Source organism: Streptomyces sp. UF-297 (genome assembly GCF_058245575.1).
Window position 1 is genome coordinate 1 of the sequence record NZ_JBSIBZ010000082.1, and the last position, 24,152, is coordinate 24,152.

15 protein-coding genes, 1 tRNA gene and 2 pseudogenes are annotated in these 24,152 nt (G+C 72.9%); 13 read left to right on the forward strand and 5 right to left on the reverse strand.

All coding sequences use genetic code 11. The features are described 5' to 3' along the window. Positions 1-99: 99 nt before the first annotated feature. The 5 genes from AC4IJH_RS33955 (at position 100) to AC4IJH_RS33975 (ending at position 6,948) form a co-directional block, all read left to right on the forward strand. Positions 100-1,041, forward strand: coding sequence for an ABC transporter substrate-binding protein (locus tag AC4IJH_RS33955; RefSeq protein WP_490855797.1), 942 nt, complete (start codon positions 100-102; stop codon positions 1,039-1,041). Next, the gene (locus AC4IJH_RS33960; protein WP_490855798.1) at positions 965-1,483 is read left to right on the forward strand and encodes a carbohydrate ABC transporter permease; all 519 of its coding nucleotides are present in this window, start codon (positions 965-967) and stop codon (positions 1,481-1,483) included. The genes AC4IJH_RS33955 and AC4IJH_RS33960 overlap by 77 nt, the downstream gene beginning before the upstream one ends. Continuing rightward, the gene (locus AC4IJH_RS33965; protein ID WP_490855799.1) at positions 1,480-2,343 is read left to right on the forward strand and encodes a carbohydrate ABC transporter permease; all 864 of its coding nucleotides are present in this window, start codon (positions 1,480-1,482) and stop codon (positions 2,341-2,343) included. The genes AC4IJH_RS33960 and AC4IJH_RS33965 overlap by 4 nt, the downstream gene beginning before the upstream one ends. A 73-nt stretch (positions 2,344-2,416) precedes the next feature. Continuing rightward, entirely contained in the window at positions 2,417-4,741 is a 2,325-nt protein-coding gene (locus AC4IJH_RS33970) for a collagenase (RefSeq protein ID WP_490855800.1), read from the forward strand. Further along, positions 4,738-6,948, forward strand: coding sequence for an MGH1-like glycoside hydrolase domain-containing protein (locus AC4IJH_RS33975; protein ID WP_490855801.1), 2,211 nt, complete (start codon positions 4,738-4,740; stop codon positions 6,946-6,948). The genes AC4IJH_RS33970 and AC4IJH_RS33975 overlap by 4 nt, the downstream gene beginning before the upstream one ends. A 203-nt stretch (positions 6,949-7,151) precedes the next feature. On the opposite strand, the gene AC4IJH_RS33980 is transcribed toward AC4IJH_RS33975, so the two are convergent. Continuing rightward, positions 7,152-8,534 (reverse strand): pyridoxal phosphate-dependent decarboxylase family protein, encoded by a 1,383-nt coding sequence (locus tag AC4IJH_RS33980; RefSeq protein ID WP_490855802.1) that lies wholly within the window; start codon positions 8,532-8,534, stop codon positions 7,152-7,154. A 272-nt stretch (positions 8,535-8,806) separates the two neighbouring features. On the opposite strand from AC4IJH_RS33980, the gene AC4IJH_RS33985 reads away from it, so the two are divergent. From AC4IJH_RS33985 to AC4IJH_RS33995, 3 genes are all read left to right on the forward strand, one after another. Beyond that, a complete protein-coding gene (locus AC4IJH_RS33985; RefSeq protein ID WP_490855803.1) occupies positions 8,807-10,198 on the forward strand; it encodes an aminotransferase-like domain-containing protein in 1,392 nt (463 codons plus the stop codon). A gap of 44 nt (positions 10,199-10,242) precedes the next feature. Further along, positions 10,243-10,316, forward strand: a tRNA-Pro gene (locus AC4IJH_RS33990). Positions 10,317-10,796: 480 nt separating this feature from the next. Continuing rightward, the gene (locus tag AC4IJH_RS33995; protein ID WP_490855804.1) at positions 10,797-12,485 is read left to right on the forward strand and encodes an SWIM zinc finger family protein; all 1,689 of its coding nucleotides are present in this window, start codon (positions 10,797-10,799) and stop codon (positions 12,483-12,485) included. Between the two features lie 368 nt (positions 12,486-12,853). On the opposite strand, the gene AC4IJH_RS34000 is transcribed toward AC4IJH_RS33995, so the two are convergent. Then, positions 12,854-13,396 carry an MGMT family protein gene (locus AC4IJH_RS34000; protein WP_490855805.1) on the reverse strand — a complete coding sequence of 181 codons (543 nt, stop codon included), beginning with the start codon at positions 13,394-13,396 and terminating at the stop codon, positions 12,854-12,856. A 186-nt stretch (positions 13,397-13,582) separates the two neighbouring features. On the opposite strand from AC4IJH_RS34000, the gene AC4IJH_RS34005 reads away from it, so the two are divergent. The 3 genes and pseudogenes from AC4IJH_RS34005 to AC4IJH_RS34015 form a co-directional block, all read left to right on the forward strand. After that, a complete protein-coding gene (locus AC4IJH_RS34005; protein WP_490855806.1) occupies positions 13,583-13,903 on the forward strand; it encodes a CU044_2847 family protein in 321 nt (106 codons plus the stop codon). A gap of 11 nt (positions 13,904-13,914) precedes the next feature. Continuing rightward, a pseudogene (locus tag AC4IJH_RS34010) lies at positions 13,915-15,690 on the forward strand (ATP-binding protein); the annotation flags it as partial. 123 nt (positions 15,691-15,813) lie between these two features. Next, positions 15,814-17,289 (forward strand): annotated as a pseudogene (locus tag AC4IJH_RS34015) (ATP-binding protein); the annotation flags it as partial. Between the two features lie 49 nt (positions 17,290-17,338). Here AC4IJH_RS34015 and AC4IJH_RS34020 read toward each other — a convergent pair. Genes AC4IJH_RS34020 through AC4IJH_RS34030 form a run of 3 tightly spaced genes read right to left on the reverse strand, consistent with a single transcriptional unit; the run spans position 17,339 to position 19,934 of the window. Then, positions 17,339-17,788 (reverse strand): hypothetical protein, encoded by a 450-nt coding sequence (locus AC4IJH_RS34020; protein WP_490855807.1) that lies wholly within the window; start codon positions 17,786-17,788, stop codon positions 17,339-17,341. Between the two features lie 54 nt (positions 17,789-17,842). Continuing rightward, positions 17,843-18,925 (reverse strand): Ppx/GppA family phosphatase, encoded by a 1,083-nt coding sequence (locus tag AC4IJH_RS34025; RefSeq protein WP_490855808.1) that lies wholly within the window; start codon positions 18,923-18,925, stop codon positions 17,843-17,845. A 58-nt stretch (positions 18,926-18,983) separates the two neighbouring features. Continuing rightward, positions 18,984-19,934 (reverse strand): alpha/beta fold hydrolase, encoded by a 951-nt coding sequence (locus AC4IJH_RS34030; RefSeq protein ID WP_490855809.1) that lies wholly within the window; start codon positions 19,932-19,934, stop codon positions 18,984-18,986. An 89-nt stretch (positions 19,935-20,023) separates the two neighbouring features. Here AC4IJH_RS34030 and AC4IJH_RS34035 point away from each other — a divergent pair, with 89 nt between their 5' ends. Beyond that, the gene (locus AC4IJH_RS34035) at positions 20,024-20,770 is read left to right on the forward strand and encodes a TetR/AcrR family transcriptional regulator (RefSeq protein WP_490855810.1); all 747 of its coding nucleotides are present in this window, start codon (positions 20,024-20,026) and stop codon (positions 20,768-20,770) included. 370 nt (positions 20,771-21,140) lie between these two features. Continuing rightward, positions 21,141-24,071, forward strand: coding sequence for an SARP-family global regulator AfsR (gene afsR, locus AC4IJH_RS34040; protein WP_490855811.1), 2,931 nt, complete (start codon positions 21,141-21,143; stop codon positions 24,069-24,071). The last annotated feature ends 81 nt before the right edge of the window (positions 24,072-24,152 follow it).

Sequence of the window (24,152 nt, forward strand, 5' to 3'; positions counted from 1 at the left end):
CCCCCCCCCCCCCCCCCCCCCCCCCCCCCCCCCCCCCCCCCCCCCCCCCCCCCCCCCCCCCCCCCCCCCCCCCCCGCGGGGGGCTGCGCCATCGGGGGTGTGGGGCGCCGGACGCCCCGCGAACTGCCCGCCCGCCCGTCCGCCGCCGCGCGCGGCAGGATCACGGTGTGGTCCTGGGATGTCGCGGCCCAGGCGCTCGGCCGCCTGGGCCGCGCCTTCGAGCGGTCCCGGCCCGGCGCCGCCGTCGAGGTCCCGGACATCGGCTACGGCAACGCGTACGACAAGATCACCGTCGGGATGCGCTCGGGCACCGGCCTGCCCGACATCCTCACCGTCGAGGGCTCCCGGCTGCCCGGCTACACCGAGAACTTCCCCGGCGCCCTGTGCGATCTGGCCGCGCCCGGCGCCCGCCACGCCCGCGACTTCGACGCCGCCTCCTGGCGGACGGTGACCGGCCGCGGCGGCAGACTGTACGGGCTGCCGTGGGACATCGGGCCCTGCGCGCTGTACTGCCGCAGCGACCACTTCCGGGCGGCGGGCGTGACCCCGGGAGCGCTGGCGCTCTGGGCCGATTTCGTACGGGCCGCGGTGCGCATCAAGGAGCGGACCGGCCGCAAGGCGCTGGTCATGGACCCCTCGACCCCCGGACCGCTGCCCGAACTCCTCCAGCAGCAGGGACAGGGCTGCTTCACACGGGACGGCGAGGTCGCGATCGGCGGCGGCGAGGCCGTACGCGCCCTGTCTCTGATGAAGGACCTCGCCGACCGCGACCTGATCCACTACGAGCGGGGCTGGGACGGCCTGGTGAGCGCCACCAAGGAGGGCAGGGTCGCCGCCCAGCCCACCGCGGCCTGCGCCGTCTTCGCCCGACTCGCCCCGCACATACCGCCGGTGACCTACACCAAGGACGAGAGCACGGCGCGCGACATCCTGACCGCCACCGTCACCGGCGTCCTGCTGCACGGTGACGCGCCCGCACCCGCCCTGCGCTCGGTGGCCCGCACGGTCGCCGGAGCCACCGGCCGAAGCCTTACGCGATAGCGGCCCGGGATGGCCCTGCGCAGCGACCACCGACTCCCGGCGGCACGCGCCGCCGCCCCGCTGGCGGTGGACCGGCTACAACGCCGTCATCCTGCTCGCGGGCCTGCAGACGATCAAGAAGGAGCAGTACGAGGCCGCCGCGCTCGACGGCGCCGGCGCGCCGGCCGCGTACACCCGGGTGATCTTCCCGCAGCTGCGCCCGGTGCTGCTCTTCTGCCTGATCACCTCCACCGTCGGCACCCTCCAGCTCTTCGACGAGAACTACGTGCTGACCAGGGGCGGACCCGCGGACGCCACCCTCACCCCGGTCCTGTACCTGTACCGGACCGGCTTCCAGCAGATGGACTTCGGCTACGCGGCCGCCATCGCCTGGCTCGTCGTCGCCGTGATCGGCGCGCTCTGCCTGCTGCAGTACTGCGTGCTGGGGCGGGAGCGGCGATGAGGCGCAGGTCAGGGGCGGCGCGGCGGCGGGGCGCTGCTCCGGGGCGGGCGGCCGTCCGGCAGGTACTCCGGCTGCTGCTCGCGCTTGGCGCACTGGTCAGCGTGGTGCCGTATCTGTGGATGGCGATCGCGGCCACCCACCCCAGCGCGGACCTCTTCCGCTCGCCCCCGCCCCTCCTGCCCGGCGGGCACCTGCTGGACAACCTCGCCCGCCTGGAGCGGACCGTCGGCTTCGGGCGGGCGCTGCTCAACAGCCTCGGCCTGGCCGCCGTCCACACCGCGGTCGGCTGTGCGGTATCGGCGCTGTGCGGCTACGGGCTGGCCAAGCACCGCTTCCGGGGGCGGCGGCTGCTGCTGGCCGCGGTGCTGGTGACCATGATGATCCCCTTCCAGGTGCTGCTCGTACCGCTGTTCCAGATGATGGCGAGCCTGGGCTGGATCAACACCTACCAGGCGGTGCTGCTGCCCTTCCTCGCCAACTCCTTCGGCATCCTGCTGATGCGCCAGGGCTTCCTGCGCTTCCCCGACGAGCTGCTGGACTCGGCGCGCGTCGACGGAGCCGGAGAGCTGCGCACCTTCTACCGGGTCGTACTGCCGTGCGTACGGCCCCAGTTGGCGACGCTGGTCATCCTCGCCTTCATGGGCCAGTGGAACAGCTTCATCTGGCCGCTGCTCATGCTCGGCACACCGGACCGCTACACCGTGCCCGTGGCGCTGAACACCCTCACCGGGCTCACCCGCGTCGACCACTCCGGGCTGATGCTCGGATCGCTGCTGGCGACGCTGCCGCTGCTGGCCGTCTTCCTGCTGTTCCAGCGGCAGTTCGTGGCCGCGCTGCTCGGCGGGGCGGTGAAGGGGTGAGCACTCCGGCGCGTACCGACCGCATCCCCGCCCTGTTCTTCTCCATCCCATCCGGACCTCTGGAGGAAGACCCATGTCACGACACAGACGCCCACGGCGGTACGCCGCGCTGGGCGCCCTGCCCCTGCTGGCGCTGCTCATCGGCCTTGCGCCCGCGCCCGCTCAGGCGGCCCCCGCCGAGCCGCCACCCGTGACGCCGGCGCAGGCCCGGCCGCCTGCCGAGGACCACGCCGCACGGCTGGCCGCCGCCCCCGCCGTGTCCCCCGCCACCGTCCCCGCCCCTCTCACCCCCGACGGCGCGCTGCTGGGCAAGGCGCCGCGGGGCGCGGTGGAAGAGGTCGTACGGGGCCGGGCCGAGCAGGGCGCAGCGGTGCCCTGTACGCGGGCGGACGTCGGCAAATTGACGCCCGGTCAGCTCGTGGAGTTCCTGTCCGACCCGGCGGTCACCGTCGAGAACTGTCTGCGCACGCTGGTGTGGACGTACGACAGTGACCTCGCCCGCGTGCTGACCCCCGCGCACGCGCAGGCGGTACTGGCCCGGATCACCGCCGTTGCGCCGGGCAACGACGGCACCAACTCCGGGCATCTGTACGAGCTGTGGTGGTTCCTGCACGCCGCCGTCTACCACGACTGGTACCGGGACGAGATCGACCTGGGCGGCGCGGAGTTCCGCGGCGCCGTACGCCGGGCCGCCGAAGCCTTCATCGCCAACGCGCACGCCTTCGACGACAGCGCGCTCGCCGGCGGCACCATGCACGAGTTCCTGATCGTGCTGGACACCGACGGCGTCCGCCAGTACTTCACCGCGCTGCTCACCAAGCTGCTGCGGACCGTCGACGGCCGTACGGACCAGTGGCAGAGCCAGGTCCACCGCACCAGCGCCCTGGACGCCCTGGTCATCAACTTCCGCGGGCTGACCAACAACGACCGCGGCTTCACCGACGCCGTCACCGCCGACGGGAGCTACCGCGCGGCGCTGCGCGCCTTCGCCGACCACACCCACCTCGCCCCCGCCCACACCTGGCTCATCCGCGACGGCCTGGCCGAATACGGGCGGCTGAGCACCCTGCCCGCGCTGCGCGACGAAGTCGTACGCCAACTGCAGGAGTTGTACCCGCAGGTCACCCAGCGCTACGGGCGCCTGTCCGCCCCCTGGCTCTCCCTCGCCACCTGGCTGGAGTACCACAAACTGTGCGCCGCCCACCGCGCCTGCCGCTCCGACGTCGAGCCCGAGGTCTTTCCGCGCGGGTACCGCTACGAGGACGGCGGCATCCAGGTCCGCACCTCGCTGGACAACCCCACCGTCGAACGGCTCTACTACGCCTCCGCGCAGGTCAAGGCCCAGTTCTTCCGCATCCTGGGCACCGGCGCGGCGCTGCCCGGCGACCCCAACACCACCTTGAACATCAAGCTGTACGCCTCCCGCGCCGACTACGAGACCTTCCACCCCTACCTCTACGGCATGGGCACCGACAACGGCGGCATCTACATCGAGAAGGGCGCCACCTTCTACACCTACCAGCGCCGCGTCCCCGAGGACTCCCGCCTCACCCTCGAAGAGCTCTTCCGCCACGAGTACGTCCACTACCTCAACGGCCGCTTCGCCGTCCCCGGCTTCTTCGGCGAGGGCCCCTGGTACGAGGGCGACCGCACCACCGCCTTCGACGAGGGCATGGCGGAGTACCTCGCGGGCTCGACCCGGCACGAGGGCGTCAAACTCCGCAAGGACCTGATCGGGTCCGTCATCCGCGACACCCAGGGCGGCGGCCCGCGCATGACGGTGCATCAGCTGCTGCACGCCCGCTACGACCGCGACGGCTTCCGCTTCTACAGCTACGCCGGAGCCTTCTTCGCCCAACTGGGCGCCCAGCGGCCCGAGTTGCTGGGCGAGATGTACGGATATCTGCGTGCCGGTGACGTACCCGGATTCGACGCCTTCCGCAAACGCCTCGGCGGCGACGGGGAACTCCAGCGCGCCTACGACCGCTACCTGGACGAGCAGATCGCCCGCCACGACGACCTGTTCGTACCGAAGACCGAGTACACCCAGCCCGCACGGCTCAGCGCCGCGGCACCCGCCGAGGCCGAACGCGCACTGCGCACCGCCACCGGCCTCACCCCCTCCTGCCGCACCGGCGCGCAGGCGAGCCTGCCCCGCTTCGACTGCGCCGGACGCATCACCGCCCGCCTGGACGAGGGGAGTTCACCTGACCAGGTGCGCCGCGCCATGGCCGGCACCGTCGACTACTTCCTCCTGGAACGGGCCCGGCCCGCGCTGAACAACCTCGCCGACATGGTCTGCGACTACACCACCCCGCGGATCTGGGACGACCGCACCGCCGCCACCTCCGACTACTCCTGCCGCGGCCCGCTGCGCCCCGGCGGGACCAAGGGGTGACAGTGCGCCGACTGCTGTGCGCGGCGGCGGGCCTCGTGCTCGCCGCCGTCCCCCTCGCCCCCGCCCCCTCCGCCGCGCAGCCCGCCTCGCACCAGGCCTCCGAGCCGTACGCGAACGTGCTCGACCTGCGCGGCGCCCCCACCACGGCACTCCCCGGCGGCAGCGGCGACCTCAACCCCGTCAACGTGCTCGCCGACCGCGGCGCCTGGCACGCCTACGCCCTGCCCGACCCCGGCGACCCCACCACCCTCGGCGGATTCACCGGGCCGCTGCACATCGCCCAGGAGTACCCGTGGTGGCTGAGCCGCACCTTCAGCCGGCTGCACCTCACCGAGCACGGACGAACCCTGGAACTCACCGCGGGCGCCCGCCCCCAACTCACCTCACTGCCCGGCGCGTTGAACCAGCGCTACGACCTGGGCAGTGGACTTCTCCTGACGTTGGAGCTGCGCTTCGCCACCGGACGCAGCGCGCTCCTGCGGGCCCGGGTGGCCAACACCGGCGCCGCGCCCCGCACCCTGGCGGCGGGCTGGACGGGCACCCTGCTGCGCCCCGCCGAAGCCCCCATGCGCCAGGCGCCCTCGCTGACGGCCACCGGCAGCGGCGTGGCCGTCACCTTCGCCAAGGTCAGGGCGAAGTGGGACTACCTCACCGACGGAACCGAGCGCTTCGAAGTCACCCACCGGCGGCCGGTGCGCACCACGCTCGACGGCGACTCCTACCGCACGGACCTCGCCGCCCCCTTCACGCTGCGGCCCGGCGGCGCGTACGCGCTGGACTGGACCGAGTCCTACACCTTCACCGCGGCCGAGCGCCGCCGCGAGGCGCCCGCGATCCGTGCGGCCCTGGCCCGACCGGAGCAGGCTGCCGCCGAGGGGCGGGCGCGCTGGCGCGGCTACGTCGCCGGGGTGACGAGCGGGGTCCCCGCCCCGTACCGCCGCACCGCCGTCAAGGCCCTGCAGACCCTGGTGACCAACTGGCGCTCCCCGGCGGGGCGTCTGGCGCACGACGGCATCACCCCGTCCCTCTCCTACAAGTGGTTCGCCGGCGGACTGTGGGCCTGGGACACCTGGAAACAGGCGGTCGGCACCGCCCGCTTCGACCCCCGCCTGGCGGCCGACCAGATCCGCGCGCTCTTCGACCACCAGATACGCCCCGGCTCCGCGGCCCGCCCGCAGGACGCCGGGATGCTCCCGGACGCCGTCTTCTACAACGACCCCGCGCGCGGCGGCGGCAACTGGAACGAGCGCAACTCCAAGCCCCCGCTGGCCGCTTGGGCGGTGTGGGAGGTCTACCGGCGCGGCCACGACACGGCGTTCCTGCGCGAGATGTACCCCCGGCTCGCCGCGTACCAGGCGTGGTGGTACCGCAACCGGGACCACGACCGCAACGGCCTGGCCGAGTACGGCGCCACCCTCGATACGGCCAACGCCACCCAGGAGGACATCCGGCAGGCCGCGGCCTGGGAGAGCGGCATGGACAACGCGCCGCGCTTCGACGCGGCCCTGGGCGCCGGGACCGTCGTCAACCACGACGCCTCGGGGCGGCCGCTCGGCCACTCCCTCACCCAGGAGTCGGTCGACCTCAACGCCTACCTGGCGGCGGATCAGCGCTATCTGTCGCTCATCGCGCGGGAGTTGGGACACGGCAGGCAGTCCGCGCGCTGGTCGGCGCGGTCCGCGGCCACGGACCGGGCCGTACGGGAGCGGATGTACGACCCGGCCACCGGCTGGTTCTACGACACCGCGCTCGGCAGCGGTACGCGGCTGACCGCGCGCGGCCGGGGCATCGAGGGCGCGATCCCGCTGTGGTCCGGCACGGCCTCGCCCGCGCAGGCCGCCGCGGTACGGGACCGGCTCACCGACCCGGCGGAGTTCGCGACCGCCGTGCCCTTCCCGACGGTCTCCGCCAGCTCACCGTACTTCGCACCGCGCACATACTGGCGCGGTCCGGTCTGGCTGGACCAGGCCCACTTCGCCCAGGCCGGACTGCGCCGCTACGGGTACGCCGCCGATGCCCGCGCCCTGACGCGCCAACTCCTCCTGCACGCAAAGGGCCTGACGAGTGCTCAACCCATCATGGAGAACTACGACCCGCTCACCGGGGACCCGCTGAACGCGACGAACTTCAGCTGGTCCGCGGCGCTGCTACTGCCGATGCTGGCGGGGCAGGGGCAGGGGCAGAGGGAGGGAGTGGGGGCTGACTGATCGGTGGTGGCCGGTGTGTCGTGGGGCGGGGGCGGATGGCCCGCGTCGGCCGTTGCGTTACGGGTGTGGGGTCTGGCTGGTCCGTGACGCACGGTGAGTCGTAGGAGTCGGGCTCGCGTCCCCGGGAGACGGTCCTGCTCCCGGGGGCCGGGCCCGATTCCGAGGGGCTTCCCTCGTCGGGGCTGCCTTCGTCGGGCGGAGCCTCACTGCTCGCGCAGTGCGCGCTGCAGTGCCGCGATGATTCGCGCGGTGTCGGCTTCCCCGGTGCGCCAGTTGCTGAAGGCGGCCCTGAGGGCCGGGACCCCGGCGTACACCGTCGGCGTGAGGAACGCTTCCTCGCGCAGGTCCTCGGTGAGGGCGGTGAGGCGCTCGGCGGTCGGGTCGTGGGCCAGCGTGAAGCAGACGACGTTGAGGCGGACGGGGGCCAGGAGCCGCAGGCCCGCGAGGCCCTCGACGGCGTCCCCGAGGGCCCGAGCGCAGGACACACCGCGCTCGACGATCTCCCGGTAGCCCTCCCTGCCGTACGCGCGCAGGGTGAACCAGGACGCCAGCGCGCGCAGGCGGTGGGAGTTCTCCGGGGTGAGATGGACCAGGTCGGGGGAGTCGCCCAGCGGCCCGAGGTAGGCCGCCGCGTTCTGGAACACCCGGGCCTGCAGGTCGCGGCGGCGGGTGAACTGCACCGCGCTGTCGTACGGCACGTTCAGCCACTTGTGCAGGTCCACACAGACCGAGTCGGCCAGGTCCAGGCCCGCGACGAGGTGCGCGTGCTCGGGGGACAGGGCGGCGAAGGCGCCGAAGGCGGCGTCCACGTGCAGCCAGAAGCCGTACCGCTCGCGCAGTTCGGCGACGGCCCGCAGATCGTCGAAGTCGACCGTGTTGACCGTGCCCGCATTGGCCACGACGACGCAGGGGCCGTTCGCCTCGCGCAGCGCGCCCTCCAGCGCCACCGGGTCGACGGCCTCCCTGTCCGGGAGCGTCGCCACCTTCACCAGCGCCTTCCGCCCCAGGCCCAGCATCGACAGACCCTTGGGAACGCTGGAGTGCGCACTGCCCGACAGCACCCGCACCCGGCCCAGCGCGCCCGCCCCGTCCTCGGCGGGCGAGACGCCGAGCTGCTCACCCAGCCACTCGCGGGCGATGGCGAGGCCGACGGTGTTGGACAGGGTGGCGCCGCTGACGAAGGTCCCCTGGTGCGCGTTTGACAGGCCGAACAGCTCGCGCAGCCAGCCGACCGTCTCGTACTCCAGGTGCTGGCCGGCGGGGTCGAGCGAGGACATGGAGTTCTGGTCCACGGTCGCGGTCAGCCAGTCCCCGGCGAGTGCCGCGGGCGTCACCCCACCGGTGACGAACCCGAGGTAACGCGGCCCCGCGCTCCCCGACAGCCCCGGCTCCCAGCGCGCCGCGAACTCCTCCCGGGCGGCCCGCAGCCCGGCCCCGTCCAGGGGCAGCGGCGCCGCGGCGGGCGGCTGCCAGCGGGGGAGCACCGGGCGCTGGTCCAGGCTGTCGAGGAAGGTGGTGGCGTGCTGGCGGGTTTCTTTGAGCAGGCGGGACAACTGCTGGAGGTCGGTGGCTAGTTGGGGGTGCATGGCGGGCTCCGTTCCTTGGGTTCGCGCGGCGGGCGTGTGTGCGGTGCGGGGGCGCGCCCCGGGCGCGTCGCCGCCGTCCGCGGTGGGCGTGCCGGGAGTGCGCTGTCCGTACGCGGGGTGCCCACCGGGTACGCCTCGGGCCCCTACGTCCGTACACCCCGGACTCCTGCGCACGTACACCTCGGCCGTACGCGGGAGGCGCCCGGGAGCACACGATCACGCTAGGCCGGGCGGGGCCGGGTGGCCTGGTCCAATCATGGGAAACTGGACCAGTGCGGATCGGAGACGAACAGCTGGTCAGAGCGCTGGGCCCCTGGCGCAGGCCCGGCGTCCCGCTGATCAGGGCGCTGGCCGACGCCGTACGGGAAGCCGTGCTCGACGGGCGGCTGCGGACCGGCAGCGCCCTGCCCGCCGAACGCCGCCTCGCCGCGGCCCTCGGTGTCAGCCGCGGCACGCTCGCCGCCGCACTGGCCGCGCTGCGCGACGACGGATGGGTGAGCACCCGGCACGGCAGCGCGAGCACGGTACGGCTGCCGGCCGGGGCCGCCGGGCCCGGCGAGGCCATCGCCCCGCTCGCCGCGCGCGGCACGGCAGGCTCCATCGACCTGCGCAGAGCCGTGCCCGCCGCCCCGCGGGCGGCCTATCTCGCCGCGACCGTACGGGCCGTGGAGCGGGCCGGGCCACTGCTGACCGAGGACGGCGAGCCAGATCCCGGTCTGCCCGAACTGCGTTCCCTGGTCGCCGAACGCTACTCGCGCGAGGGCCTGCCCACCCGCCCGGAACAGATCCTGGTCACCTCAGGGGCGCGCGCTGCGCTCGCCCTGCTCTGCGCCCACCTGCGTCCGCGCGCCGCGGCCGTCGAGATCCCCACGTACTTCGACGCGCTGAACGCGCTGCGCGCGGCCGGCGCGCGCCTGATCGGCTGCCGGGTCACCACCGAAGGCTGGGACCCGGACCAACTGGGCGCCGCCTTCGCGGCAGCACACGACGGACTGGCCTACCTGGTCCCCGACTTCCAGAACCCCACCGGCGCCCTGATGCCCGCCGCCACCCGCCGCGCCGTATCCGACCTGGCCACCCGGCACCGGGTCACCGTCATCGTGGACGAGACCATGCGCGACCTGGACCTGCGCGAGCCCGATCCGCATACGCGAACGTCCCCCTCCCTCCGCATCCGGCGCTCCGTACTGATCGCCTCCCCCAGCAAGGCCATCTGGGGCGGCCTGCGCGTCGGCTGGATCCGCGCCCCCGCCGCCCTCATCGCCGAACTCCAGCGCAACCCCCTCTCCGCCCCCCTGTCCGCCGCCCCGATGCAACAGCTGATCGCCGCCGAACTCCTCGCCGACACCGAGCCCGTCCTCCACCGCCGCCGAGCCGAACTCCGCCTACAGCGCGACCACTTGGCCTCGCTCCTCACAGGTGACGACCGCTGGACCTTCACCACCCCACCCGGCGGCCTCGCCCTCTGGCTGAAGCTCACCACCGCCCGCGCCGACACCATCGCCACCCGCCTCACCCGCGAGGGCCTCACCCTCACCCCCGGCCCCGCCTTCTCCGCCGACGCCACCCACCCCCATCACCTCCGCGTCCCCTTCACCCCGCCACCCCCTGTCCTCACCCGCATCGCCACCCTCCTCTCCCAAACCTGCCCCCCACCCCCCTGACCTTGGCTTTCTCCCCTCCCGGCCGTGTATCATCAACCGAGCAACGGGACGTGGCGCAGCTTGGTAGCGCACTTGACTGGGGGTCAAGGGGTCGCAGGTTCAAATCCTGTCGTCCCGACGGTGCAGTGCAGGTGGGGCCCATCTCCGGATGGGCCCCACTCATTTCCGGGAGCCCTTCGGGAGTGCTCTGGGTACTCCGGGCACTCTCTGGCGCCGGCATGCGGCCGGCGCAATGGCATCTGGAGCGCCGCGGGTGGCGGGTGGCGGGGACACCGGCGGGGCGAGCCGCGGGAGCTCACGCGGACACGGCTCCGGGCTGTTGAGAACAGACTCCCGCGTCCTGACTCGTCACAACCCGCCGCTCTTCCCTATGGCCTACGAGCGCATCTACCGGAATGCCCGCCGGAAGGCCTTGCGCCCTACGGCTACCGGCTCGTAGATGCCGGCCCCACTGATCGGTTGGTGTCGGGCGGGACGGCGTCGAGGCTGTACTTGGACGGTGCCGTTGGGTACCGCGTACCGATCGCCACGGGCTGCCTGTGATGTACGCGGGCCGTATCGGTCTCTTGGCCGTGCCGTGGTCCGCTTCAATGGGAATATGACAGTGCTGGGCTTCGGCGAGAACGATTTGCGGTCTCTGGCCGGTCCCCGTTCCTTCGAGCGGGGGCTGGGGTATCGGGACGCGGTGCGCGAACTGTGCTTCGACGGGGACACGGTCACGGCGGCCGTGTACGGCACCGGCGAGTACGAAGTGACGCTGACCCTCGGTGCTCCGGGTCCGCGAGGCGGCCTGGACGGAGTGTGCGACTGTCCGTACGGCCAGGACGGCCACTTCTGCAAACACTGCGTGGCGGTGGGCCTGACCGTGCTGGCCCAGGCGGAACGGGTCCCCGAGCAGCGGGCCGCGGGCAAGGCCCGTGCCCGGCGGCTGGAGGACTGGCTGGACTCCCTCTCCCGCTCCGACCTTCTCGCCCTGGTCCGTGAACAGCTCGCCGCCGACCGGGAGCTGCGCCGCCGCCTGGAACTGCGCGCCGCCACGGCACAGGCCGACGTGACCGCCGTAGGCGACCGGATCACCGACCTTCTCGACCCCCGCCCCTTCTCCCGCTACGGCTGCGTCGAGTACGAGGACGCCGGCGCCTACGCCCAGCAGGCCGCCGAGGCGGTCACCGCCCTCGACGCACTCACCGACGCCGGACAGGCGGCCGCCGCGGTCGAGTTGGCGCGCGAGGCGATCCGGCAGCTCGGGCAGGTGTACGGCGAGGTGGACGATTCCGACGGCGCGCTCGGCACCGTCGCGGACGGCCTGGCCGAAGCCCATCTGCGCGCCTGCCGTTGCGCACCGGGCGACCCCGAGAGCACCGCCCAGTGGCTGGTGACCCACCTCCTGTACAGCGACCACGACGTGCCGGAGATCGACCTGCTGGACTACCGGGATGTCCTCGGGGAAGCGGGCCTGGCCCGGGTGCGGCAGCTCGCCGAGCAGGCGTGGCGCCGCAAGCCCTCCGGCTGGGCCGAGACGTACCTGATGGAATCCCTGGTCCGGGCCGAGGGCGACCTGGACGCCCTCATCGCCCTGTACGCCGCGGACCTCGCGCCCACCGGTGCCACCCACCTGGCCATCGCCCGCGAGCTGGATGCCGCCGACCGCCCCGCCGAGGCCCTCCAATGGGCCGAGCGCGGCCTGGCCGAAACCCCCGGCCCCGCCACCACCGACTCCGACCTTGTGGACTACCTCACCGGCCGCTACGAACGCTCCGGCCGCCTCCCCGAGGCCGTCGCCCTGCGCCGCGACCGCTTCCACGCCCTGCGCACCCTCGACGCCTACCGGCAACTGCGCACCATCGCCCGGACCGCGACATGCTGGCCGAGCGAACGCGCTGACGCGCTCGCCCTCCTGCGCACCGACGCCCGCGAGCGGCCAACGGGCCGGTACGGCGGCTCGGTCCTCATCGACGTCCTGCTCGACGACGGCGACCCGGACGCGGCATGGACCGCGGCCGAAAAGTACGGCGCGACCCCGCACCAGTGGCTCACCCTGGCCGACCACATCCGCGACACCCGCCCCGCCGACGCCCTGCCGGTCTACCTGCGCGCCGTCGAGCCCCGCACCAAAATCACCGGCAACGCCAATTACCAGGAAATCGCCCGCCTCCTCCTACGGGCCCGCGCCTGCCACCAACGCCTGGGCACGGAAGGACAGTTCGCCACCTGCATCACCGAGCTGCGCACTGCTCAAAAGCGCAAGCGCAACCTGCTGCGCATCCTCGACGAGCACGGCCTGTGACGCTGCCGCGATCCGCGGCGGCGTTCGTACGCCAGAACAACCACACAGCGGACACGCATGAGGAGCGGCTACACCTCGCGTACAGGGCACACCGGTTCGCACAGGTCCGGCGCGAGCAGGGCGACCGCCGTCGGCTTCGCGCGGCCGGACCGGTGCGGGCCCATCCGGCGTTCGGCTTCGCCGGGCCCGTGTCATTGGCTCTGCTGCCGGAACCATTCCAGCGTCTCGGCGAACTGCGCACACCCACTGCCCCGGAGCGCATTCAGGGGAAACTCGGCCGCCGTCGGGGCAGTTCGGCATCGGTGACCGTCAGGCTCGCACCGGGTCTTGCGCACAGTCGGTCGCGTAGCTCCGTCAGCAGCGCGGGCCTACAGCGTGTGGAAGCGGTCCGCCCGCTCCTTCGGGTCAGTACGAGGCCGAGCCGATTCCGGGTCCTCTGCGCCGCGCGCCGGATCGTGCAGCCCGGCAAGGGCGGCCAGGGCCTCCAAGGACAGCCGCTGTGCCGGATCGGCCACGCCTCCCTCAAAGCGCACGCCCTCCCGTTCCAAGGCTTCCTGCTGTGAATCCGTACGGCCGTCGAGCCAGGCGAAATCCGGCGAGGGCGTGCCGTTGGCCCGCAGAACCCGGTGGGCATTCGGCAGATCCACGCGTGAGGCCAGGTAGCTGCCGACCGTCTGCGCGGAGCCCGCGCCGGTGACTTGGGCGAGATCCTTGTACGTAGTCCAACTGCCCGCAGGCAGCGAGGCCAGCACCTTGCGCAGACGCTTCCATTCCGAACGCTCGTCGGTCTGCGTGACGTCACCCGCCAGCGGAGCCGGCCAGATGCGAACGGCGCGGTCGGCAAGTCGGTCGGCCCGCTCCAGGATTTCCTTCTTCCCCCAGCGCCCAGCGGCGGCGATCTCCCTGTTCATGCGCAAGGCGCACTGATCGAGGGACTACGCGCTGCGGGCCCTGGGAGACGTGAGACGTCCACGTCTTCCATGCGGAAACAGCCGTCGGCCCTGATTCATGGCCGTATTCCTGCGTGGTGGGTGTGCTGTGCTCCAGGATGGGCAGATCGGTGGCGCTCGGGCACCGTGGGTCAGGGGGAGGGCGTTGTGGGGCAGCGGTTCACGATGGCTGTGGGGGACGGCAGTGACGAGTCGGTCGTGTTCGAGGTCGACGGTGATCTGATGGACGGGGAACTGGAGTTGGCGGCGGGGGGTGGGGTGGTTTCGCGGGGCAAGGTGTCGGTGCAGGAAGCGCTGGATCAGGTGAAACCGACGTTGGTCAGGGTTGCCGAGAGCGTCCGGGAACTCGGGCCGGATGAAGCGGAGATCGAGTTCGGGCTGAAGATGGGCGGTGAGACGGGGGTGATCATCGCCAAGGGGACGGCGGAGGTGAACTTCGCTGTCCGGCTGGTCTGGAACCGCCCCTGACCTGTATGGGGATGCATCGCGAGGGGTTCATCGTCAAGGTGCAGCTCGGCGCGTCCGAAGCCCCGGTCGGCGTGGGGTTCGTGGTGGGTGGCAACCGGATCGTGACCTGTGCCCATGTCGTCAACGCGGCGCTGGGACGCCGCAAGGACGAGCCCGCGCGTCCGCCCGAGGACGCGCGGGTCGTGGTGGAGTTCGTACTGCTGGGCGATGCCGATGGCGGGCCGGTCCGCACGTGCCGGATCGGCGCCTGGGACCCGCCGGCTTCGGGCGGCGCCAGAGGGCGCGATGTGGCGGGACTGGTGGTCGTCGGCGGGGAAGGCGTGCCGACCGGGGCCGGTGCGGCGCGGCTGCTGGACGCGCGCAGCGGTCTGGGCGGCGAGGTCCAGGCCTCGCTGTTCGGGTATCCGGGCCATCCCCCGCGCGAGGTGAACGGGGCATGGAGTTCGTGCGTGCTGCGCGGGGCGGTCGGCGGGGGTCTGATCCAGCTGGATGCGGACGGCGAGTCGGCGCTGCGCGCACAGCCGGGATACAGCGGAGCGCCCGTTGTCGTCTGCGACCAGTGGGGCGATGCCGTGGTCGGGATGCTCGTCGTGGCGAGCAGGGGCGGGGCCGCGGGGGATGCCTATGCCGTCCCGCTGCCGGACATCGCGGCGGCCTGGCCCGAGGCGCTGGACCGCAGCGTGCTGCCGCCGTGCCCGTACCGGGGACTGCGGGCCTTCACCGCCGCCGATGCGCAGGCCGGTGTCTTCGTCGGCCGTGAGCGGGAGGTGAAACGGCTGCGCGACATGGTCAAGGCACAGCCGTTCGTCGTGGTGACGGGACCGTCGGGGGTGGGCAAGTCCTCGCTGGTCGCGGCGGGTTTGCAGCCCGCCCTGGCGGAGGACGGGTGGTCGGTGGTGTCCTTTCGCCCCGGAGCTTCTCCGTACGAGGCCGTGGCGCGCGCTCTGCTGGACGTGGAGCGGCCCGGGGGCGGGCATTCGCTGGAACAGCTGGAGAAGCGGGTCCGTTCGCTGCGGAAGGAGGGGTTCTGGTCGGTCGCGGGAAAACTGACCGTACTGACGGGGCGGCGCCTGGCGGTGGTCGGCGACCAGTTCGAGGAGGTGCTCAGCGGCGGGCCGGGCAGTGAGAAGCCGCTGGACTTTCTCCAGCAACTGCTCCCGCCTCCGGACACCTTGCAGCACTCCCATGTGCGCCTGGTGTGTACTTTGCGGGCGGACTTCCTCCCCGATCTCCTGGAAATGCCCGATATCGGTCCGCGGCTGCAGGACCGGCAGTTGAATGTCTCGCCGCTGGACGAGGCGGCCCTGACGCGTGTGATCGTCGAACCGGCCGAACTGACCGGCGTCACCTTCACCCCGGGCCTGGCGGAGGCCATCGCTGCCGAGGCCGGCCGGTCGGCGGGCAGTCTGCCGCTGCTGGAGTTCGCCCTCACGGAACTGTGGCCGATGCAGCACGAGCGGCGCATCAGTTTCGACAGCTATCACAGCCTGGCCGGGGTGTCCGGAGCACTGAACCGGCATGCGGAGAAGGCGTACCGCTTCCTGGCGCAGTCGCTGGACGAGTCGCGCATCCGGCGCGTACTGCTGGCCATGGTCAGGGCCCGGGGCGGCTCCGCCAGTGCCGTCCGTGCCACCGCTCAGCGTTCCCATCTCGGTGCCGACTGGTATATCGCGCAGCTTCTGGCGGAGCCGGAGCAGCGGCTCGTCGTCATCGGGCCCGGCGGACCCGACACCGCGGAGATCGCGCACGAGGCGCTGATCCGGGAATGGCGGCGGCTGGCGGGCTGGGTCGACGAGGACGCGGATTTCCAGCAGTGGCTCGCCGTCATGGAAGAGCGTGCCGCCGAGAGCGATCTGCTGTCCGCGACACGGGTCGCCGAGGCCCAGCGCTGGCTGGGGGAACGCAGTTCGGACATCCCCGAAGCGGTGGTGCATCTGATCGAGCACAGCAGTTCCGTGCTGCTTGAGCAGCAGCGGACCCAGCGCATGCTCAGCGAGTCCCAGGAGCTGACCGAGCAGCTGCGGCGGCGGTCGGCCGACCTCGAGGCGCGGAACCGGATGATCGAGCTGCGGAACACCGAGATTGAGGAAGCCCAGCACGCTCTTGAGGAGCACGCCGAGCGGCTGGCGATCGCGATGGAGTACAAGTCGAGATTCGTCGCGACCATGTCGACGGAACTGCGCACCCCGCTCAACTCGCTGCTCATTCTTGCCAAGTTGCTCGCCGACAACGCCGAGGGGAACCTCTCCCCGACACAGGTGGAGTTCGCCGAGACGATCTTCGGGGCGGGCGCGGATCTGCTCCAGCTGATCAACGACGTACTCGATCAGTCCAAGATCGAGGCGGGCAAGATGGACGTCTGCCCGGCGGATATCGCCATCGTCCAGCTCGTGGACTACCTAGAGGCGACCTTCAGGCCGCTGATGGCGGAGAAGGGCCTGAGGTTCTCCGTACGGGTCTCCTCTGAGCTGAGCGCCACGCTCCACACCGACGAGCAGCGGCTCCTGCAGGTGCTGCGCAATCTGCTGTCCAACGCGGTGAAGTTCACCGACTCCGGCTCGGTGGAACTGGTCATCGCGGCGGCGACCGCCGACCTCCCGGACGCTGTCCGCGAGCAGCTGCTGGAGCGTGGCGTGCTGCGCGCCCCCGCGGACGAGGTGATCGCCTTTTCGGTGGCCGACAGCGGCGTCGGTATCGCCGCCGACAAGATGGAGGTCATCTTCGAGGCGTTCAAACAGGCGGACGGCACCACGAGCCGTAAGTACGGCGGTACCGGTCTCGGGCTGACGATCAGCCGGGAGGTCGCGCGACTGCTCGGCGGTGAGATCCATGTGGTCAGCGAGCCGGGCCGCGGCTCCACCTTCACGTTCTATCTGCCGCTCCGGTCGCCGCAGCCGTCCGTTCATGACGACCACGGGCCCGCTCCCGCAGCGCAGCGCAGAGGCCGGCCCGCCGCCCCGTCGCAGAAGGCGCAATCAACGGTGCAAGGCCCGGCGGCGGCAACCGAATTCGCCGGGGAGAAGGTGCTGATCGTCGACGACGACATCCGCAACGTCTTCGCCGTCGTCAGCGTCCTGGAGCAGCACGGCCTGTCGATGCTGTACGCGGAGGACGGCCGCGAAGGCATCGAAGTGCTGCGGCAGCACGAGGACGTGGTGCTCGTGCTGATGGACATCATGATGCCGGAGATGGACGGGTACGCGACCACGGCCGCCATCCGCCGCATGCCGCGGCTCGCCGGGCTGCCGGTCATCGCCCTGTCGGCGAAGGCGATGAAGGGCGACCGCGAGCGAGCCGTCGAGGCAGGCGCTTCGGACTACGTGACCAAGCCCGTGGACTCGGACCAGCTGCTCTCGGTGGTGCGGCGGTGGATCTACCAGCAGTGAGCGGCGGGAGCGGGCGTGTGCGGTGTGCCCCGGGCCTGGTCCGCCCCTCCTACGCGGCGGGGTGATGGCGAGAGCCGGCGGCCGTCGTGGACCGGTCGCCGTCCGGGGCGGCGGGCGGTGACGGGTCCGGGGGAGCGGGCAGGGTAGGGGAGTTGGGCGGCGCTGCCAGCTCGGGTGGGGAAAGGGCGGGTATCCGCCCCGGCGCGGGGGGTGAGGTGATGCTGTGGCAGCGCCGCCGCGCGTAGTACAGGTCGGGGTGCCTGGCGTAGATCAGTGCCAGGTCGCGGCGGATGGCGGCCGCTGTCAAGGCAGTGGGGCGGGCGGCCGGGTGGCGGTGCGGACGTTGTGGGCGCGGTCCGCCGCGCCGGTGTCGGCCGCCCGGGGGCGTGCCCCCCGCCTCGCGCCGTTGCGCGACGGTCAGTATGAGCTCCTCGTAGCGACCCAGCGCCAGCACCATGCCGAGCATGAGCGCAGGGGTGAGCACGGCTAGCCACGCCATGATCCAGCCCTTCGTGGGAACCAGTCCCTGTGCGGGTCACCGCGTGTCGGCAGGTCAAACCGACTCTTTGCGGTGCGATTCGCCGGGTGGGGCCGGACCGGCCGTGCGGCGTACCGCAGGAGGGGGCGCGCTGCCGTTCACGGCGTCGCGGCCGAGGTCGTACCAGCCGGTCCCGTACGGCAGTTGACGGGGGGCGGCGACCGGCCGGCCGTCGTAGTCGCCCTGCTCGATGTGATGCAGCAGTACGCCCTCACGCAGCGCCCACGGGCAGATGGTGACCGACGCGATGCCCATCAGCTTCATCGCCTGATGCGCGACGACGGCCGCGGCCGGGGCCTGGCGGCTGCGGGCGGCGGAGATGCCCGGCAGTTCGGCGCGCTGGGCGGCGGTCAGTCCCGTCAGCTGTCCGATGGCCCGCTTGAGGTCGGGACGCGCCAGTGTGCGTACGGCGAAGGGGCCATGGCGCGCGGGCGGGGCGCCGCACAGCCGGGCCAGCTGCTGGAACATCCGCGAGGTGGCGACCGCGGTGCGCGGCTCCTCCCAGCGCACCCGCGTCGCGGAGTCCTTGAGCGTGGTACGGACGTGCCGGCGCAGGTCGCGTACCGCGGTGGGCGCGGGGCGGCCCCGGCCCGGCAGGAACTCCCGGGTCAGCCGCCCGGCGCCCAGGGGAAGGGAGTGGGCCATGTCGGGGCGGGCCCCGCGCCCGAAGGCCACCTCCAGGGAGCCGCCGCCGATGTCCAGCAGCGTCATGGGGCCGGCCTGGGAGCCGACCCACCGGCGTGCCGCCAGGAAGGTCAGCTCGGCCTCCAGCTCGCCGGGCGGTACGGCGAGCTGGAGGCCGGTCTCGCGTTCGACGGCACCCAGGACCTCGGGCCGGTTGGGGGCGTCGCGGACCACCGCGGTGGCGTACGCGAACAGCCGCTCGCACTCCCACCGGCGCGCGGCCTCGCGGGCCTCGCCGACCGCCTCGGCCAGCCGCCGCACGGCGGGAGTGCCGATCCGGCCCTCGGCGTCGACGTGCTCGGCGAGCCGGAGTCTGGCCTTGACGGTGTGGGCCGGTAAGGGCACACCGCCGACCACATCGCTGATCAGCAGGTGTACGGAGTTCGATCCGGTGTCCAGGACGCCCCAGCGCATGCGGTCACGGGTACCCCTCCTGAGGTGACGAAGCCTCGGCCCGGGGGCGCCGCCGTGGTCAGTGCGACGCGCGAGCGGCCGTCGTCCGGACCTCGTGGGCGACGGTGGACCAGAGGGCCGCCGGGAGGTCGTGGCCCACGCCGGGCAGGACCACCAGGCGCGCGCCGGGGACGGTGCGGGCGGTGTCGCGGCCGGCCCTGACCCGCAGGATGGGGTCGCATTCGCCGTGCAGGACCAGTGTCGGGCGGCGCAGCTCGCGCAGTTTCGGGCCGTGCCACTGGGCGCCGATCTGCCGGCTCTGCGCCTTCTGGTCGCGCGGCCCGGTGTCCGCCTCGGCCTCGACCCACGCCCGCGCGGCGGCCTCGTCGAAGGGGTAGCCGGGCGAGGCCACGCCCCGCCAGACGGCGAGCGCCGCCTCGATGTCGCCCTCCCGCCCTTCGGGGAAGCGCGTGCGGGCCAGTTTCGACAGCAGGCCGAAGCGCAGGTAGCGCAGCACGCTCAGCCCCGCGGCGTCGCTCGGCACGGCCGCGGAGGAGGTGACGCTGAGCACCCGGTCGGGGTGGCGCAGCCCGATGCGCTGGGCGATCGCTCCGCCCAGGGAGTGCCCGAAGATGTGCGCCCGCTCCCAGCCGAGTTCGTCCATGACGGCGATCGCGTCGTCGGTCATGTCCTCGGAGGTGTAGGCCTCCCCGCGCTTGCCGAACAGGGCCTTGAAGGGATTGCCGGTTTGGGTCTGCGGCATCCGCGTGGACTCTCCCGCGTCGCGCTGGTCGTAGCGGGCCACGGCGAACCCGGCGTCGGCGAAGGCCTCGATCAGCCCGGTCGGCCACCACTGGCGGGAGGTGGCAAGTCCCATGATCAGAAGGAGGGGTTGGGGCGGTGACTGGTCTGCGGGGGGTGAGGTGTCGAAGCGGTCGTACGCGAGGGAGACGGCGCCGTTGTGGGCGTACCGGGTCGGGGTCCAGGTGCCAGGGCGGTCGGTGCGGGTGTCCGTGTCTCGTGCGGACATATCGGTCCCCTTCGTCTTACTGCGATCGGTGTTCGCAGTTCCTGTCTCCTAAGATACTGCATACGGCGTTCGCAGAAAGGGAGGGTCCGTTGCCCCAGGCATCCGGGCACAGCATCTGGCTACGGCCCCAGCGCGGAGGGCGCGGCCCCGCGCCCGAGTACACCCGCGACAGCATTGCCGCCGCGGGGGTCGCGCTGGCCGACGCGGACGGGCTCCCGGCCGTCACGATGCGGGCCGTGGCGCTCGCCCTGGGCACCGGGCCCGCCTCCCTGTACCGGTACGTGGCCACCCGGGACGAGATCCTGGAGCTGATGGTCGACGCGGTGAACGGGGAGTGCGACCGCTCGCGGGCCGGTACGGGAGTGTGGATGACGGACCTGCTCGAACTGGCCCGCCAGAACAGGGACATCTATCTGCGCCACCCCTGGCTGCTCGACCTCTCGGGCCTGCAGGACGCCATCGGGCCGAACGCCGTCGACTACCTGGAGTGCGCCCTGGCCGCCCTCGCCGGCCTCGATGTCCCCGCGCGCACCAAGCTCGAGGCGATCGCCGTGTGCGGGAGCGTCGTCGCCGCGCTCGCCAGAGCGGAGATCGCCCAGCGCCGCGCCGGGCGCAGCCTGCCGCAGTGGCAGGAGGCGCAGGCGGCCTATCTCGCGCACGTCGTGGCGGCGGGGGAGCACCCCCAACTCGCCGCCGCGCTCGCCACGCAGGAGGGGGGCGGCGCTCCCCGGGAGAGCCCCGGTCCGCTCTTCGACCGGGTGATCGCCCGCGTACTGACGGGACTTCTCCAGCCCGAGGGCGCAGCGGATACGGAAGGCGCGGCGCACGCTCCTTAGGGATGCGGTCGGGCTGATGTGATCGGGTGGATGCGGTCGGCCGGAAGTGGAGTGTCAGTGGCCGGTGTCATGCTGGGAGAGCTGAACGGGAAGGGCTGAAAGCGCTGGACGGCTCCGACGCGTGAAGGCGCCTGAGGGTGCGGTCGCGGACAGCGGTCGCGGACGGACGGGGGAAGCTCATGCTGACGACCAACTACGCACCAGGAGCGCCGAATTGGGGCGAGTCGCTGACACCCGACATCGCGGCGTGATGCCGCGACGTGACGAACTGTGCTGCCCAGAGCGCCAGTACACCCCTGACCCTTGTTGACACTGGGGCCTGACAAGGGAGACTGGCGGTTGCAGCCACCATGTGCAGGGCGGGGGCACCATGGCCGATGGTGTGGAGCACGAGTCGCGGCTCCGGTTTGCCGTGCTGGGGCCGGTCCGGGTGTGGCGCGGGACGAAGAGACTGGAGGCGGGATCTCCGCAGCAGCGTGCGCTGCTGGCCGCGCTGCTGCTCAGGGGCGGCCGTACGGCGACGGCGGGCGAGCTGGTGGACGCGCTGTGGGGGGACGAGCCGCCGCACGCCGCCCTCGCGGCGCTGCGCACCTACGCCTCGCGGCTGCGCAAGGCCCTGGGCCCGGACGCGGAGACCCTGGCCAGCGAGTCCGGCGGATATGCGATCCGCCCCAAGGGCGAGGGCACCCTCGACCTCGACGCGGCCCGCGCGCAGCGGTACGCCGACGAGGCGGAGCGGGCCCGGCTCGCCGGGGACCGCGCCCGGGCCCGCGAACTGCTGGACGCGGCCCTGCGCCAGTGGGACGGCGAGCCGCTGGCCGGGCTGCCGGGCCCGTACTGCGACACCCAGCGCACCCGCCTGAGCGAGTGGCGCCTCACCCTCCTGGAGAGCCGTCTGGCGCTTGACCTGGAGGTGGGCCATCACGCGGAGGCGGTCTCGGAACTGACCGCGCTGACCGCCGCCCACCCGCTGCGCGAGCGCCTGCGCGAACTGCTGATGCTGGCCCTGTACCGCAGTGGACGGCAGGCCGAGGCGCTGGCCGTGTACGCCGACACCCGGCGGCTGCTCGCCGACGAACTGGGCGTGGACCCCTGCGCGTCGCTGGCCGAACTGCACCAGCGCATCCTGCGCGCGGACGCCGACCTGGACACCCCGGCGGCCGCCCTCGACGAAGGCGCGGGCGAGCCCGCCGACATCCGGCCCCGCCAACTCCCCGCCACCGTCCCGGACTTCACCGGGCGCACCGCCGTCGTCGGCGAACTCGGCCGCCGGCTCGCCTCCACAGAAGGCAGCGTGATGGCGGTCTCCGCCGTCGCCGGCATCGGCGGCGTGGGCAAGACCACCCTCGCCGTGCACGTCGCCCACGCCGCCTGCGACCACTTCCCCGACGGCCAGCTCTACGTCGACCTCCAGGGCGCCGGCCCCTCCCCGGTCGAACCCGAAGCGGTCCTCGGCGCATTCCTGCGCGCCCTGGGCACCCCCGACGCGGCCATCCCCGGCGGAGTGGCCGAGCGCTCCGCCCTGTACCGCTCCACCCTCGCGGGCCGGCGCATCCTGGCCCTGCTCGACAACGCCCGCGACGCCGCCCAGATCCGCCCCCTGCTCCCCGGCACCGAAGGCTGCGCCGCGCTGATCACCAGCCGTGCCCGCATGGTCGACCTGGCCGGCGCCCATCTCGTCGACCTCGACGTCATGTGCCCCGAGGAGGCCCTGGCCCTCTTCACCCGCATCGTCGGCCAGGAGCGGGTGGACGCCGAACGCGCCGCCGCCATGGACGTGGTGGCCGCCTGCGGCTTCCTGCCCCTCGCGATCCGTATCGCCGCCTCCCGGCTCGCCGCCCGCCGCACCTGGACCGTCGCCACCCTCGCCGACAACCTCGCCGACGAACGCCGCCGCCTGGACGAACTGCGCGCCGGAGACCTGACGGTCAAGGCCAGCTTCGAGCTGGGCTACCGCCAGCTGGAAGGTCAACAGGCCCGCGCCTTCCGCCTGTTGGGGCTGGCCGACGGCCCCGACATCTCCCTCCCGGCCGCCGCCGCCCTGCTCGGCATGGACGGCGAGGCGGCCGACGAGACCGAGGATCTGCTGGAAGCCCTGGTGGACACCTCGCTCCTGCAGTCCTCCGTGCCGGGCCGCTACCACTTCCACGACCTCGTGCGCCTCTACGCCCGCTGCTGTGCCGAACGCTACGAACAGCCCGCGGAGCGGGAGGCGGCCCGCTCCCGCCTGCTGGACTTCTATCTGGCCACCGCCGCCCAGGTGTACGCGATCATGCGTCCCGGCGACCCGCTGAGCGCCCACCTCGACCCCCCGCACCACCCCGGCCTGGCCTTCGAGAGCCACGAGGCCGCGCTGGACTGGCTGTTCACCGAGGCCAGATGCCTGCTGGCCTGCGCCCGCGCCGCGGGCCGCGGCCCCACGCTGGGCCGCGCGGCCGGACTGCTGATGACCGCCAAGGACCTGGCCGAATCGGGCGCGGACGCCCGCCAGTACGAGCAGGTCACCACCGATCTGCTCACCGCCGCCCGAGCGGCGGGCGACGCCCGCACCGAGGGCAGGCTGCGGGTCAACATCGCCCATGTCCACCTCCTGGCCTGCCGGTTCGACAAGGCCGAGCGGGATGTGGAGGCCGCCATGGCCATCCGGCTGCGCTGCCGGGACCCGATGCTGAGCGCCCACGCCCTCAACGAGAGCGGCATGATCGCCAGCGGGCGGCGGCAGTACGCCGACGCGGAGGCCTATCTGGTACGGGCCCTGGAGGCGTTCCGCAGCTACGGCAACCGCAACGGCGAGGCCAGCGCGCTGTGCAACCTCTCCCGCGTCTGTCTGGGGGCGGGCCGCCTGGAGGAGGCCGTGGACCTGGCCGAGCGGGCCCTGGTGATCTTCCGGGACCTGGGCGGCACCCTGCGGCTGGCCAACGGCCTGTACGTCCTCGGCGTGGCCTTCATGAAAGCGGGCCGGACCGAGGACGCCCTGCGCCAGCTGAGCCAGGCCGTGGTCATCTTCCAGGACAGCCGTCAGCGCCTGTGGGCGGGGATGACCTACCGGCGGATGGCGGAGATCCACCTCGCGGCGGACCGCCCGGCGCAGGCGGCGGGCCTGGCCGAACAAGCCCTGGCCGCCCTGCGCGGCACGGGCAGCGAGCGGCGGCGGGCCCACACCCTCACCGTCCTCGGCCGCGCCCTGCGGCGCATCGGCCACGCCGACCGCGCCCGCGCCTGCTGGCAGGAGGCGCTGACCATCTATGAGCGGCTGGGCGCCCCCAGGGCCTCCCAAGTACGCCAACTGATCGCTTCGTAGCGGCGATAGGGGCAGCAGCGACAGCAGCGGCCATAGCGGCGGCAGCGGGAATAGAGGGGGCAGCGGCAGTGGTGCGGTACC